The sequence below is a fragment of the Streptomyces sp. NBC_01261 genome (genome assembly GCF_036226385.1).
Lineage (GTDB): Bacteria > Actinomycetota > Actinomycetes > Streptomycetales > Streptomycetaceae > Streptomyces.
In genome coordinates this window covers 5,076,126-5,089,799 of the sequence record NZ_CP108463.1, presented here as the reverse complement: position 1 = coordinate 5,089,799, position 13,674 = coordinate 5,076,126, and the positions used below count along the sequence as shown (strand labels likewise).

The 13,674-nt window shown below is 69.1% G+C and carries 13 protein-coding genes; 9 read left to right on the top strand and 4 right to left on the bottom strand.

Going from position 1 to position 13,674, the window contains the following annotated elements; translation table 11 throughout:
- Positions 1 to 556: 556 nt before the first annotated feature.
- Entirely contained in the window at positions 557 to 760 is a 204-nt protein-coding gene (locus OG226_RS22285; RefSeq protein WP_003992177.1) for a cold-shock protein, read from the bottom strand.
- 286 nt (positions 761 to 1,046) lie between these two features.
- Between OG226_RS22285 and OG226_RS22280 the strand changes: the two genes are divergently transcribed.
- The 5 genes from OG226_RS22280 to OG226_RS22260 all read left to right on the top strand — a co-directional run bounded on the left by OG226_RS22280 (position 1,047) and on the right by OG226_RS22260 (position 6,044).
- Positions 1,047 to 1,895 carry a menaquinone biosynthetic enzyme MqnA/MqnD family protein gene (locus tag OG226_RS22280; RefSeq protein WP_328680297.1) on the top strand — a complete coding sequence of 283 codons (849 nt, stop codon included), beginning with the start codon at positions 1,047 to 1,049 and terminating at the stop codon, positions 1,893 to 1,895.
- 111 nt (positions 1,896 to 2,006) lie between these two features.
- Entirely contained in the window at positions 2,007 to 3,695 is a 1,689-nt protein-coding gene (locus OG226_RS22275) for a serine/threonine-protein kinase (protein ID WP_329349821.1), read from the top strand.
- Between the two features lie 17 nt (positions 3,696 to 3,712).
- The gene (locus tag OG226_RS22270; protein WP_329349820.1) at positions 3,713 to 4,312 is read left to right on the top strand and encodes a hypothetical protein; all 600 of its coding nucleotides are present in this window, start codon (positions 3,713 to 3,715) and stop codon (positions 4,310 to 4,312) included.
- A 111-nt stretch (positions 4,313 to 4,423) separates the two neighbouring features.
- A complete protein-coding gene (mqnC, locus tag OG226_RS22265) occupies positions 4,424 to 5,623 on the top strand; it encodes a cyclic dehypoxanthinyl futalosine synthase (RefSeq protein ID WP_328680290.1) in 1,200 nt (399 codons plus the stop codon).
- 7 nt (positions 5,624 to 5,630) lie between these two features.
- Positions 5,631 to 6,044, top strand: a complete 414-nt coding sequence (locus OG226_RS22260; RefSeq protein WP_329349819.1) for an imidazolonepropionase-like domain-containing protein — start codon at positions 5,631 to 5,633, stop codon at positions 6,042 to 6,044.
- 149 nt (positions 6,045 to 6,193) lie between these two features.
- On the opposite strand, the gene OG226_RS22255 is transcribed toward OG226_RS22260, so the two are convergent.
- Positions 6,194 to 7,243, bottom strand: coding sequence for a chitinase (locus OG226_RS22255; RefSeq protein WP_329349818.1), 1,050 nt, complete (start codon positions 7,241 to 7,243; stop codon positions 6,194 to 6,196).
- A 402-nt stretch (positions 7,244 to 7,645) separates the two neighbouring features.
- Between OG226_RS22255 and OG226_RS22250 the strand changes: the two genes are divergently transcribed.
- The 4 genes from OG226_RS22250 to OG226_RS22235 all read left to right on the top strand — a co-directional run bounded on the left by OG226_RS22250 (position 7,646) and on the right by OG226_RS22235 (position 12,494).
- The gene (locus OG226_RS22250; RefSeq protein WP_328680284.1) at positions 7,646 to 7,954 is read left to right on the top strand and encodes a hypothetical protein; all 309 of its coding nucleotides are present in this window, start codon (positions 7,646 to 7,648) and stop codon (positions 7,952 to 7,954) included.
- 19 nt (positions 7,955 to 7,973) lie between these two features.
- The gene (locus tag OG226_RS22245) at positions 7,974 to 10,373 is read left to right on the top strand and encodes a bifunctional polysaccharide deacetylase/glycosyltransferase family 2 protein (protein WP_328680282.1); all 2,400 of its coding nucleotides are present in this window, start codon (positions 7,974 to 7,976) and stop codon (positions 10,371 to 10,373) included.
- Positions 10,373 to 11,725 (top strand): acyltransferase family protein, encoded by a 1,353-nt coding sequence (locus OG226_RS22240; RefSeq protein ID WP_329349817.1) that lies wholly within the window; start codon positions 10,373 to 10,375, stop codon positions 11,723 to 11,725. The genes OG226_RS22245 and OG226_RS22240 overlap by 1 nt, the downstream gene beginning before the upstream one ends.
- A gap of 73 nt (positions 11,726 to 11,798) precedes the next feature.
- Entirely contained in the window at positions 11,799 to 12,494 is a 696-nt protein-coding gene (locus OG226_RS22235) for a demethylmenaquinone methyltransferase (RefSeq protein ID WP_328680277.1), read from the top strand.
- 158 nt (positions 12,495 to 12,652) lie between these two features.
- On the opposite strand, the gene OG226_RS22230 is transcribed toward OG226_RS22235, so the two are convergent.
- A complete protein-coding gene (locus OG226_RS22230; RefSeq protein ID WP_328680276.1) occupies positions 12,653 to 12,967 on the bottom strand; it encodes a PASTA domain-containing protein in 315 nt (104 codons plus the stop codon).
- Between the two features lie 120 nt (positions 12,968 to 13,087).
- Entirely contained in the window at positions 13,088 to 13,594 is a 507-nt protein-coding gene (locus tag OG226_RS22225) for a GNAT family N-acetyltransferase (protein ID WP_328680275.1), read from the bottom strand.
- Positions 13,595 to 13,674 lie beyond the last annotated feature (80 nt).

The following is a 13,674-nucleotide window of genomic DNA, read 5'->3' as shown; positions in this document are numbered from 1 at the left end:
ACACCCGCCCAACTGCCCCCGCCCGATGACAGCCCGCCGAGCCGACCGCCCCCGTCTGTCGACACTCGGCCGGACGTAGGACACCCGCCTGTCGGTAACGAGCCCGGGCACCCGACACCTGCCCCCGCCCGATGACAACCTGCCGCGCCGACCGCCCCCGTCTGTCGACACTCGGCCGGACGTAGGACACCCGCCTGCCGGCAACGAGCCAGGCCCACTGCACCCGCCCAGCGGCCAATCGGCAGGGCTCCAACACCCGCCCGACGACACCTGCCTGGCGACAACCGCTCGGGCCAACCACCCCCACCGGCGACACGGAGCCGTGCACGCGACACCGGCTCGACGACAACCCGCCGAACCAACCCCTCTCGCCCGACGACGACCCGCCGAGCCGAGTGCGCCCGACAACACCCACCCGGCGACGACAAAGCCCGCCCAACCGCCGGAGGCAAAGGCAGGAGCCCCGCTGCCTGACGGCGCGGGGCTCCTTGGGTATTGCTATCTGTTCCGGATCAAAGCACCAGGCTCCGAGACCGAAGGACTGCGATCAGGTGACTCAGACGGGGGTGACGTTCTCCGCCTGCGGGCCCTTCGGGCCCTGGGTCACGTCGAAGGAGACCTGCTGGTTCTCCTCCAGCGAGCGGAAGCCGCTCGCGTTGATCGCGGAGTAGTGAACGAAGACGTCGGGGCCTCCGCCTTCTTGGGCGATGAAGCCAAAGCCCTTTTCGGCGTTGAACCACTTCACGGTTCCGGTAGCCATAAGCCCTCCTTGGGCCCAAAGGGTTGCCCTGCTCCAGAACCCTGCAAGTGTGAAAACAAGTCCCGCACTACTGCATACGTCTGAAAACGACTAGAGCCTGCGGTTACATGCTCCGCAGGCTCTGTACTGCAAGGGAAACCAAACTGCAACTTGCGGCGAGCCTAGCACGCGGGCAGCCGGAAGCAATAGAGGCCAAGATCACATCACCCGGACGTTTGAAGATCGCCAAAGGCTTGACTGTGGGGCCGAAGTATGGAGCGTACCGCATGAGGTCTAGCCTCACGTTGTGGACAATTCTCGCACCCGGCCGCGCGTCGGCCACATCCAGTTCCTGAACTGCCTGCCCCTTTACTGGGGGCTCGCGAGAACAGGCACGCTTCTCGACTTCGAGCTGACCAAGGACACCCCGGAGAAGCTCAGCGAGCAGCTGGTGCAGGGGGACCTCGACATCGGGCCCATCACGCTCGTCGAGTTCCTCCGCAACGCGGACGACCTGGTCGCCTTCCCCGACATCGCCGTCGGCTGCGACGGCCCGGTGATGTCCTGCGTGATCGTCTCGCAGGTCCCGCTGGACCAGCTGGACGGCCGCCGGGTCGCCCTCGGCTCGACCTCGCGGACCTCCGTACGCCTCGCCCAACTCCTCCTCGCCGAGCGCTACGGCGTCCAGCCCGACTACTACACCTGCCCGCCCGACCTGAGCCTGATGATGCAGGAGGCCGACGCCGCCGTCCTCATCGGCGACGCCGCCCTGCGCGCCAACCTGCTCGACGGGCCCCGCTTCGGCCTGGAGGTGCACGACCTCGGCTCGCTCTGGAAGGAGTGGACCGGGCTGCCGTTCGTCTTCGCCGTGTGGGCCGCCCGCCGCGACTACCTGGAGCGCGAACCGGTCATCACCCGCAAGGTCCACGAGGCCTTCCTCGACTCCCGCAACCTCTCCCTGGAGGAGGTCGGCAAGGTCGCCGAACAGGCCTCCCGCTGGGAGGACTTCGACGAGGAGGTTCTGGAGCGGTACTTCACCACCCTCGACTTCCGTTTCGGTGCGCCCCAGCTCGCCGCCGTCGCCGAGTTCGCCCGCCGCGTCGGTCCCACGACCGGATTCCCGGCCGACGTGAACGTGGAACTGCTCCAGCCGTAATAGCCGTATAGAAGGCAGAGGCCGTAGAACGCGGATCCGCTCCAGCCGTCATCGCCGGTGGGGTGTGGCGCACTACCCTGCTGGAAGTCGTGCGGGGGAGGGGTGGACGGCATGCAGCCGCTCGGAGACGACGAACCCACGGTCGTGGGGCCCTACCGGCTGCTCGGGCGGCTCGGGTCCGGTGGGATGGGCCGGGTCTATCTCGGGCGCAGCGCGGGCGGTCGTACGGTCGCGGTCAAGATCGTGCATCCGCACTTCGCGCTCGACGAGGAGTTCCGCGCCCGCTTCCGCCGCGAGGTCGACGCCGCGCGGCGGGTGGGGGGTGCGTGGACTGCCCCTGTGCTGGACGCCGATCCCGAGGCTTCCGTGCCGTGGGTCGCTACGGCCTACGCCGCCGGGCCCTCCCTGTCCGCCGCCGTCGCGGACGGCGGGCCGCTGCCCACGGCCACCGTACGGGCGCTCGGCGCGGGGCTCGCCGAAGCGCTCACGGCGGTGCACGAGTTGGGACTCGTGCACCGGGACGTGAAGCCGTCCAACGTGCTTCTCACCCTCGACGGGCCCCTGTTGATCGACTTCGGGATCGCCCGCGCCACGGAGGGCACCGCCTCCCTCACCTCCACCGGTGTCTCCATCGGCTCGCCCGGTTACATGGCCCCCGAGCAGATCCTCGGCAAGGGCGCGACGGGTGCGTCTGATGTCTTCTCGCTGGGGGCTGTGTTGGCTTACGCGGCCACGGGCACATCCCCCTTTCCCGGTGACTCCTCCGCCGCGCTCCTCTACAAGGTCGTCCACGAAGAGCCCCAACTCGGCGAGATGGACGGGGACTTGAGGCAGCTCGCGAGTGCCTGTCTGGCGAAGGATCCCGCCGCGCGGCCGACGCCGGGTGAGGTGGGTCGGTGGCTCGCTCCGGACGGAGCGGCCCGGCTGGTGGCCGGGGGGTGGCTGCCGGGGGCGTTGGTGGAACAGGTCAGCCGAAGTGCCGTACAGCTGCTGAATCTTGAGGCCGCGGGGGTCGCCGAAGGGGTGCCCTCGGGGCCGGTGGGGTTCAGCAGTCCGTCGGTGGGGGCGGGGGCCGGGGCCTTCGGACCGGCGCCGGTGATGCCCAAGTCACCTGCGGGGCCAACCGGGTTCGTCCCCGAACCCCGTGACGCGGCCCCGTACGACACCGTCCCCCCGGCCTCCGGTCAGCGGCCCGGAAAGGTGTCCGTCTCCGTCGCGGCGACGGCGGCCCCCGGGCCCAACGGGCGTGGCCGCAGGGTCGGTTGCGCGGTGGCGCTGTCCGTCGCCGGGGCGCTGGCGGTGGTGACGCTGGTGCCGGCGTTGTTGTACTGGATGCGGCCGGACGACAAGGGCAAGGACTCCTCGGCGGGCGCGATCCCGACCACTTCGTCCACGACTTCCGCCACGGCGAGCGGGGCGCCGGGCACGGGCGACGGCTCCTCGCTCCCGTCCATCCCCGACTCCTACCTCGGCACCTGGCAGGGCGACGGCACCGCCCTCGACGGCACGCTCCCCGACGGGACCTTCCGGATCACGATCGCCAAGGTGGGCGTGGGGCAGCGGCTGGGCATCCTCCGCCAGACCGACCAGCTCGGCGGCGTCTGTGACGACGTACTGACCCTGAAGCAGGTGACGAAGACCCGGCTCGTCGCCTCGGCCGCGGGCGCGACGTCGAACCGTGACGTCTGCAACCAGGCCGCCCACACGGTCACCCTCACCCCCGTCGGCGACGACCTCAAGTACGCGTCGGACAGTTCGGCCGAGGGCTCCCCGAGCGCGCGGTTGTCCAAGGTCAAGTAGGGCGTCGGGGCCGCCGGGTGGACTACGACCAGCTGCTGATCGCCCTCGCGGGGGTGTGGGGCGCGGGTGCGGGAGCGGTGGTGGCGCGGGTCGGCCGGCGCGGTGCCGGTACCGCTCTCCTCGTCGTGCTGATGTGTGTCGCCCTCGCCGCCGCCACCGGGATCAGGCCCGAGCTGGCGGTCTGGCTGCTGCTCGCGCCCGTCGCCGTCCTGTCCGCCGGCACCGTCGGCCCGGCGCTTCCCCTCGCCGGTGCCGCCCTCGCCCTCCTCGGTCTCGTCGCCCTCCTGCCCGAGCACGCCGGGCACTGGACGACCGCGCTGCTCGGCGCCCTCGTGCTCGGCGGCGGGTACTTCGCGCTGAGCCGTATCGACTCCGGCAGCGGTGGCGGTCTGGGCATCGACGAGGTGAGGCTCGCGGTCGGGGCGGGGGTCGTGCTCGGGTGGTACGGGTGGCCGACGGTGATGCTGGGCGCGTTCGCGGGGTTCCTGCTGCGGGCGGTCTACGGCGGGTTCGCGGCCTGGCGACGGCGGGACGGCCGGGGGATCGTCGTCCCCTTTGGGCCGTTTCTGCTCGCCGGTGCGTTCCTCGGACTGCTGGTCGGCGCGTACACGGCCTGAGGTGCGGGCGGTATCCGCCTGACGTCCGGCGACAGAAACGGCTGGCGTAGGCTGGCCAGGTCCGTCAGCAACCGTTGCCTGTCCGCAACCCTTGACGAAAGGGACCTCCCGGTGACCGAGAAGGCCGAGCTTCAGTCCGTCCTCGACCGTGCCGCCGAGGGCGGGCGCATCACCCCCGAAGAGGCGCTCGACCTCTACCGCGACGCCCCGCTGCACGCGCTCGGCGCCGCCGCCGACGCCGTACGCAAACGTCGGTACGCGGGTACGGAGCACATCGCGACGTACATCATCGAGCGGAACATCAACTACACGAACGTGTGCGTCACGGCGTGCAAGTTCTGCGCGTTCTACGCGGCCCCCAAGGACACCGCGAAGGGCTGGACGCGGGACCTCGACGACATCCTGCGCCGGTGTGCGGAGACCGTCGAACTCGGCGGTACGCAGATCATGTTCCAGGGCGGACACCACCCGGACTTCGGCGTCGAGTACTACGAGGAGCACTTCGCCGCGATCAAGGGCGCGTACCCCCAGCTGGTCATCCACTCCCTCGGCGCGTCCGAGGTCGAGCACATGGCCCGGATCTCGAAGGTCACCGTCGAAGAGGCCATCACCCGCATCCACGCGGCCGGTCTCGACTCCTTCGCGGGCGCCGGTGCCGAACTGCTCCCCGCCCGCCCCCGCAAGGCCATCGCGCCCCTCAAGGAGTCCGGCGAGCGCTGGCTGGAGATCATGGAGGCGGCGCACAACCTGGGCGTCGAGTCCACGTCGACGATGCTCATGGGCACCGGCGAGACCAACGCCGAGCGCATCGAGCACCTGCGGATGATCCGTGACGTGCAGGACCGCACCGGTGGCTTCCGGGCCTTCATCCCGTACACCTACCAGCCCGAGAACAACCACCTGAAGGGCCGCACGCAGGCCACGCTGTTCGAGTACCTGCGGATGATCGCCATCGCCCGCCTCTTCATGGACAACATCGCCCACATCCAGGGCAGTTGGCTGACGACGGGCAAGGAGGTCGGCCAACTCTCCCTGCACTACGGCGCGGACGACCTCGGCTCGATCATGCTGGAGGAGAACGTCGTCTCCTCGGCCGGCGCCAAGCACCGCTCCAACCGCATGGAGATCATCGACCTCATCCGCAAGGCGGGCCGCGTCCCCGCCCAGCGGGCCACGACGTACGAGCACATCGTCGTCCACGACGACCCGGCCAACGACCCGGTCGACGAGCGCGTGATGTCCCACATCTCGTCCACGGCGATCGAAGGCGGCACGGCTCACCCGGAGTTGAAGCTGCTGTCCGCCAACTAGGCCTGCTGTGCTGACGATTCACACGGCCGACGAGGGCGGGGCCGTCGCCGTCGAGGGCGCCCGGATCGTGGGTGCCGGGACCCTGGCGGAGATCCGGGACCGCTTTCCCGGCGCCCGGGTGCGCAGTTGGCCCGGCGCGCTGGGCCCGGCCCGCGTCCACGAGGGCCCCCTCCCGGACGCCCCGAGCCCCCGCGAACGCATCCACGCCGTACTGAAGACAGGCGCGACCGCCGTCCTGGCGGAACACGTCGACTCACCCGAACTCCGGACGGCGGCGCAGCGGAACGATGTCGTGATCCTGGCCGCCCCGCGCCCTACGGCCCTTTCGGACCTTGGCCGAGCCGACCTGGCCGTATTCGACGAGACCGGCACCTGCATCGCAACGGTGTGTGCGGGCCGGTTGGTTCACCGACGCCGCTAGGGGCAACGCCCTTAGGGGCGCGGGGCTGTGCCGTCGTGCGGCTTCGCCGCGAGGCCGCGACCAGCGGCGCTCACCCCGACCCCCCATCCTTCAGGGGCGCGGGGAACTGCGCGACCAGCCACGACGCACCGTCAGCCAACAACGCACCGTCACCCGGCGAACGCTTCCCCGAACGCCCCCGCAGACTGCGTCACCCCACTGCAGTCCGTAGCCGCGTCGTCGTCCGAACCACCGCTCTCACACTGCTGATCCCGGAACGTCGACCACATCGACACCCACGCGACCTTCTTCGACTCGGCGAACGTCCGCACCTGCGCCGCGTCCGAGAGCGAGAACGTCTCCCCGGAGACATCGTTCACCCCGATCATCGACGTGAGCGCCATCCCCTGCCAGGCCCCCGCGTCCGACAACCCGAACACCTTCTTCAGCTGGGTGTGCGTGGCCGTGGCGGACGTGATCGCGTAGTCGCCCATGTCACCGGTGTACGACTCGCCGTAGTTCATCGTCATGATGTTCACCGTGGAGACCTCGACCGCGTTGTCGTTGGCGGACTCCAGCAGCGCCAGGCTGTCGGAGTCGAGGCCGGACGGCATCACGGGCAGGGTGAAGGAGACCTTGAGGCCGGTGCGCTCCTTCTGGAGCAGGGCTATCGCCTTGGAGCGCAGGGCGACCGACGTGGAATCGGTCAGCGCGTCGCCCTCGATGTCGAAGTCGGCCTGGGACGAACCCGCCGCGTCCAGCGCCTCGCCGTACGCCTTCGCGAGGGCGGTCGCGCTGCTGCAGGTCTCCGCCAGCTCCTTGCCGGACGCCCCGCCGAAGGAGACCCGAACCGTGGCCCCGGAGGTCTTCAGCGCCGAAATCCTGGACTTGACGGCCGAGTCGCCGATCGCGGTCGTACCGTTCCACGTCGGTGTGCACGTGCTCCCGCTCGCGATGGCGAAGGACAGGTTGTACGTCGACGGCGACCCCTTGCCGTCCATGTCCGCGGCCGTCGTGGCGCTGACGTACGGGGCGTAGGCCGTGGTCGACGACGAGCCCGCCGAGGCGGACGACGACGGCGTCGACGACGGTGTGGACGGAGCGCTCTCCGTGCCTCCGGAGGACGAGTCCGACGAGTCACCGGAGCTGGAGGAGCATCCGGTGACCGCGAGGGCAAACAAGCAGGTGAGCCCGGCCGCCGGTTTCAGGAAACTCCTCATATGAGCATGCACCCTTTCCGTCTCGGGACGGTGATTTCTGTCTCAGGATGGAAACAGAGTCGGTTTCCGAAGGCTAAATGAAGCACATGGGGCTGTGTCTCACGAAGACAGAAAAAACATAGGAAACCCACGAGTATCGTTGCGCGAAACGGTCAAGCCGGGCGGCGAAGCGGAAAATTGGGGACACTACTGACACCGGCCGCTCATAAGGCTTTTCCTGGGTTCTCTAAGGGAAGGCACAGGTTGCGGCTTTTCTCTGGGCGGGCTCACAAGAGAATCAGAGTTTTGGTCACATAAAGGCGGCCTAATGTCTGGGGAATGCAATCCGAGTCCGCCATCGAAAACCGCGCCTCTGCGCGGAGTCGCCGCCGCAAAGGCGGCAACGGGTCCGTAGACGGTCCCGTGTTCGTTGACAACTCCGGCCGCCGGTCAAAGGTGCTGCGCCGGATCGGCCTCCTCATGGGCACCGTCTGCCTCGGGTACGCGTTCGTACTCGGCATGGCGTTCATGGGCTGGGGCATCTCGCTCAACCCCTCCTCGCTGCTGCCCTTCGGCGGCGGCCAGGCCGGTTCGGCTCCCGGCGGTGGCTACGGCCCCAACGGCGGCAGAGGCGGCGTAGCGCCCTCCGGTGTTCCGACCGGCGCCCCGACCGACATCCCCTCGGGCACCCCCACGGGTGCGGCCCCGTCGTCCTCAGCCACCGCACACTGACCGGAGCGCCCCCGCAGCCATGACTACGACGACTCCCTCGCGCGGGCGCCGACGCGCCCCGACCCGGATGGAACGCGCGGCCGGCAAGGCCTCCGCGCTCCAGCGACCCCGGGTGATTCTCGCCCTGCTGCTTCTCCTCGGCCTCACCTGCGTGATGCTGCTCGACGGCTACCTGCGCGCGGAAGTCGGCGGCGACGAACGCGTCCGGGACGGCGCGAGCGCCAGCAAGGTCCCCGACAAGGTGCTCAACGGCGGCCCGATCCTGACCTTCCGGAACGGCAAGCCGGTCACCCAGACCATCCCGAAGAAGACCATCGTCCTCACCTTCGACGACGGCCCGAACCCCACCTACACGCCCACGGTCCTGAAGATCCTCAAGAAGTACGACGTCCCCGCCACGTTCTTCCTGGTGGGCTCGATGGTCTCGCGCTACCCGGACATCGTGAAGCAGATGGTCGCGCAGGGCAACGAGGTGGGCATCCACACGTTCACCCACGTCGACCTCTCCTACCAGAGCGACGCCCGTATCAAGCGCGAGATGGAGCAGACCCAGCTCGCGCTCGCCGGCGCGGCCGGCATCACCACCACGCTCTTCCGCGCGCCGTACTCCTCGGAGACGGACGCCATCGACAACTACAGCTACCCCGTCTACAAGAAGCTCGGCGCGTCCGGCTACACCAGCGTCTTCGTCGACACCGACAGCGACGACTGGAAGCAGCCCGGCGTCGCGAAGATCATCAAGTGGGCCACGCCGTCCGGGACTTCGGGTTCCTCGGTGCTGTTCCACGACGCCGGTGGTGTGCGTTCGCAGACCATGAAGGCGCTGCCCACGTACATCGCGAAGATGAAGGCGAAGGGCTACACGTTCACCACGGTGAGCGGCGCCATCGCCAAGAACGCCGCCACCGAGCGGGCGAGCGGGACCGGCGCGGGTGCCGGAGCGGGCGCGGGCACGGCCGCCGGGACGAGCACCGGCACGGTCGAGGCCGGCGCCCAGCCGTCCGCGGCACCGTCCGCCGCACCCGGCGGCACCGGCCGGACCCCGGTCGACTCGGCCGTCGGCGGCACCGGAACGGGCAACAACCGCAACGGCACCCGGCAGACCTCGGTCCTTCAGGGCGCCCACCGCGAGGCCACCGGCATGACCCTCTACGAGGGCAAGGCGCTCATCTACGCCGTCGCCGTCGCGGAGTGGGTGGTGCCGGGACTCGCGGCCGGCCTCACCGTCGTCGGCGTCGCCGTCATGAGCCGCTTCGGGATGATGCTGATCCTCGCCCGGCGCCATTACAGACAGCGCAACAAACGCAGGTTCAGCTGGGGACCGACGGTCACCCGCCCGGTGACGGTGATCGTCCCGGCGTACAACGAGAAGGAGTGCATCGCCAACACCCTTGAGTCGCTGGCGAAGAGCACCCACCCGATCGAGGTCATCGTCGTCGACGACGGCTCCTCGGACGGCACCTCCGAGATCGCCCGCGAGGCGGCCCGCTCCTTCGGCATGACGAACGTCCGGGTCATCCGCCAGGAGAACGCGGGCAAGCCCGCCGCCCTCAACAACGGTGTGCGCAGCGCGAGTTACGACATCGTCGTGATGATGGACGGTGACACCGTCTTCGAGCCCGACACCGTACGGCACCTCGTGCAGCCCTTCGCCGACCCCGAGGTCGGCGCGGTCGCGGGCAACGCCAAGGTCGGCAACCGCAACACGATCATCGGCGCCTGGCAGCACATCGAGTACGTGATGGGCTTCAACCTCGACCGCCGCATGTACGACCTGCTGCGCTGCATGCCCACCATCCCGGGCGCGATCGGCGCGTTCCGCCGGGAGGCCGTGCTCGCCGTCGGCGGCATGAGCGAGGACACCCTCGCCGAGGACACCGACATCACCATCGCCCTGCACCGCGAGGGCTGGCGGGTCGTCTACCAGGAACACGCCAAGGCCTGGACCGAGGCCCCGGCCTCCCTCAAGCAGCTCTGGTCGCAGCGCTACCGCTGGTCCTACGGCACCATGCAGGCGCTGTGGAAGCACCGCAAGTCCCTTACGGACAAGGGTCCTTCGGGCCGATTCGGCCGGGTCGGCATGCCTCTGGTGGTGATCTTCCAGATCATCACGCCGGTCTTCGCCCCGCTGATCGACGTCTTCACCGTCTACTCGATGATCTTCGTCGACTTCTGGGCGTCTCTCGCGATGTGGTTCGCGGTGCTCGGTATCCAACTCCTGTGCGCGGCCTACGCGTTCAGGCTGGACCGGGAGAAGTACCGCTATCTGCTGATGATGCCGCTCCAGCAACTCGCCTACCGCCAGATGATGTACCTCGTCCTCATCCACTCCAGCATCACCGCCCTGACCGGCGGCCGGCTGCGCTGGCAGAAACTCAAGCGCACCGGCGAGGTCGGCACACCGGCGGGGGCGAGCTGATGAGCTGGGAACAGCAACAGCAGGGGTACGGGGGTGGCTACGGGCAACCGCAACAACCCCAGCAGCCCCAACAGCCGTACGGCTACGACGGATACGACGGATACGACGGATACGGCCGGCCTCAGCCGTACGGCCAGCCGCAGCCCTACGTACAACATCCCTACGAGCAGCAGCAGTTCGTCGACCACGGGCAGCCGCAGCAGTACGCGACGGCGCCTCTGCCCGTCGTGGAACCGGAACCGGAACCGGAGTCGGCGCCCGAGCCGGAGCCGGTGGTCGAAGAGGTTGCCGAAGTGCCGGCGCCCGTGCCTCAAAAGGTGGGCCGGGACCGGTACTTCGACACCTTGCGGGCCGTCGCGCTGGTCCGGGTCGTGACCTACCACACCTTCGGGTGGGCCTGGTGCGGGATGGTGTTCCCCTCGATGGGGATCATGTTCGGGCTGGCCGGGACGCTGATGGCCAAGTCGCTGGAGCGGCCCGCGTTCAAGGTGGTCAAGAGCCGGATGCGGAGGCTGCTGCCGCCGTTCTGGTTCTGGGGTTTCTTCGTGCTCGTGGCGATGATGATCCACGACTGGATGCCGGGCTGGCAGATCGTCTTCTGGATCGTGCCGGTCGGGGATCCGCCGGGCAACGCCTGGGGCACGCAGGCCTGGGAGATCCTCTGGTACCTGCGGACGTATCTGTGGTTCGTGATGCTGTCGCCGGTGCTGCTGTGGATCTTCCGCAAGGCGCCGATTCCGGTGCTGCTGCTGACACTTGTGCCGATCGTCGTCCTCAAGTACGTGTGGGCGGGGCCGGACAACCGCTTCGGCAACGCGCTGTGGGACCTGTCGACGTACCTCTTCTGCTGGATCCTGGGCTTCGCGCACCGCGACGGGGTGCTCCAGAAGCTGAAGCCCTTCCTGGTGGTCACGTTGTCCGTCGCCGCGATCGTCTTCGGCGGCTGGTACGCCTTCACGCACCAGGCCGAGGCCGGGACGTACGACCTGGACGAGAACCCGCTCGCCCAGACGTACTGGTCGGCCGGCTACGTCATGCTGCTGATGTGGGCCAAGGCCTACTTCGACATCGACTTCGCCTGGCTGACCCGGTTCAAGAAGCTGGACCGGATCGTCACGATCTTCAACTCGCGGGCCGTGACGATCTATCTCTGGCACGAGATCGCGCTGGTGCTCGCGGTGCCGCTGACCGACCAGTTCTGGAAGGTGCCCGCCTTCGAGAAGTGGCTGCCGCTGGGCAGTCAGTGGTTCATGTTCGGCATCGGCTGGATTCTCATCGCCGTCTTCATCGTGCTGTGCGGCTGGGTGGAGGACGTGGCGGCGAAGAAGAAACCGAGACTCCTGCCGTCGTGAGATTCCTTTTCGGTACGGGCGGTACGGGCCGGGCGCCTTCGGTGTGCCCGGTCCGTACTGCCACAATGGGCCCGTGACCCGCGCATCCCTGGACAAGCAGCCGCACGAAGTCGCCTCGATGTTCGACGACGTGGCGGAACGGTACGACCTGACCAACGACGTGCTGTCGCTCGGCCAGGACCGCCGATGGCGCAAGGAGGTCACGAAGGCGGTCGACGCCCGCCCCGCGCAGAAAATCCTGGACCTCGCCGCCGGTACGGCGACCTCGTCCCTCCCCTTCGCCCGCAGCGGCGCCTATGTCGTGCCCTGCGACTTCTCCCTCGGCATGCTCCAGGTCGGCAAGAAGCGCCACCCCTGGCTGCCGCTCACGGCCGGCGACGCGACCAGGTTGCCGTTCAAGGACGACACGTTCGACGCCGTGACCATCTCCTTCGGGCTGCGCAACGTGCAGGACACGGACACCGCGCTGCGCGAGCTGTACCGGGTGACCAAGCCCGGCGGCCGGGTGGTGATCTGCGAGTTCTCGCACCCCACGTGGGCGCCGTTCCGCACGGTCTACACCGAGTACCTGATGCGCGCGCTGCCGCCGGTCGCCCGGACCGTCTCCTCGAACCCGGACGCGTACGTCTACCTCGCCGAGTCCATCCGCGCCTGGCCCGACCAGCCCGCACTGGCCGAGCGGCTCCGTAAGGCCGGCTGGTCGAAGGTCGCGTATCGCAACCTGAGCGGCGGGATCGTGGCCCTGCACCGGGGTTTCAAGCAGGTCTGATTGCGGCTGCGGGGAGCGGGGTCCCGAGCAGGGCTGCGAGCGCGGGGTCCTGAGCAGTGCTTCGGGTGCGGAGCCCTGAGTAGTGCTTCGGGGGTGGGCGGCGCCGAAGTGCCCGAGCGCGCCCGCCCGGCCGCTCTTGGCCCGCTGCCCGGCCCCTCTTACCTGATCGCCTCGAAGAACGCGTCGCCGCCCGGCGGCTCGTCCAGCTCGCGCTGCATCCCGCCGCTCGGCGGCCGGGGGATGCGCGGCTCGCGCATACCGCCCCCGCCGTCCCCCTCGCCGAAGTCGAACCAGACGTAGATCACGGAGTCCCGCGGCACCTCGGCGTCGGGCTGCGGGTACTGCCGTACGACGTAGTCGACGACGGCGAGATGGAGGTCGGGCCGGTCCGGCGAGTTGATGAACAGCCCGCGCGACTGGGCCGTCTCGCGCGCGTCCACGGCCATCAGGCCGACGAGCCGTGGCACGCGCACTTCAGGTGTTTTGGGCGTTATACGCACAGATGTCACCCCCAGCGGTACCGGAAGGGTAACCCCGGTCCGGCCCCGACCGGAAGCGTCAAGTGTCGTTCTGTAGCGGATAGTTACTCTGCGTCACAGTTCGAGTCGGTAGCAGTGGCCCTCCTCCTCGCGCGAGGGCGTGGTGAAGACCTCGGCGAGGTGCATACCCAGCCGCTGGGTCACCGCGATGGACCGGGTGTTGCGGGCCAGCACCATCGCCACCACGCTCGGCACCCCGGCCGCCCGCACCCGCTCCAGGGTCGTCTCGGCGGCTGCCGTGGCGTACCCCTGGCCCCAGAACTCCCGCCCCAGCCGCCAGCCGATCTCGATCTCACCCTTCGGTCCCCAGTCCTGCGGCCAGGGCTGGGCGCCGGTGAAGCCGATGACGCGGTCCGACTCGTCGAGCATCGTCCACAGGCAGAAACCGCGCTCCGCGTCGTGCCGGCGCTGGCGGGCGGTGAGCTCCTCGTAGACGGACAGCTCGGCGGCCTTCCCGCCGTGGAACTCCATGACGTCCGGGTGGGCGAAGGCCCGGTGCCAGGCCACGGCGTCCTCGTCGGTCGGGACACGCAGTCGTACTGCGGGGAGAGCTCGGTTCACGGGGCAGCCCTTCAGCCTGGTGATCAGTGGCGCTGAATAGACTGCCCATGTCCAGTGCCGGTCGGCACGCAGATTTCGAA

Excerpts from the sequence above, each read along its gene's own strand:
- OG226_RS22285 (WP_003992177.1), bottom strand. The coding sequence starts at position 760 with ATGGCTACCGGAACCGTGAAGTGGTTCAACGCCGAAAAGGGCTTTGGC.
- OG226_RS22240 (WP_329349817.1), top strand. The coding sequence starts at position 10,373 with ATGAGCTGGGAACAGCAACAGCAGGGGTACGGGGGTGGCTACGGGCAA.
- OG226_RS22255 (WP_329349818.1), bottom strand. The coding sequence starts at position 7,243 with ATGAGGAGTTTCCTGAAACCGGCGGCCGGGCTCACCTGCTTGTTTGCC.
- OG226_RS22245 (WP_328680282.1), top strand. The coding sequence starts at position 7,974 with ATGACTACGACGACTCCCTCGCGCGGGCGCCGACGCGCCCCGACCCGG.
- OG226_RS22275 (WP_329349821.1), top strand. The coding sequence starts at position 2,007 with ATGCAGCCGCTCGGAGACGACGAACCCACGGTCGTGGGGCCCTACCGG.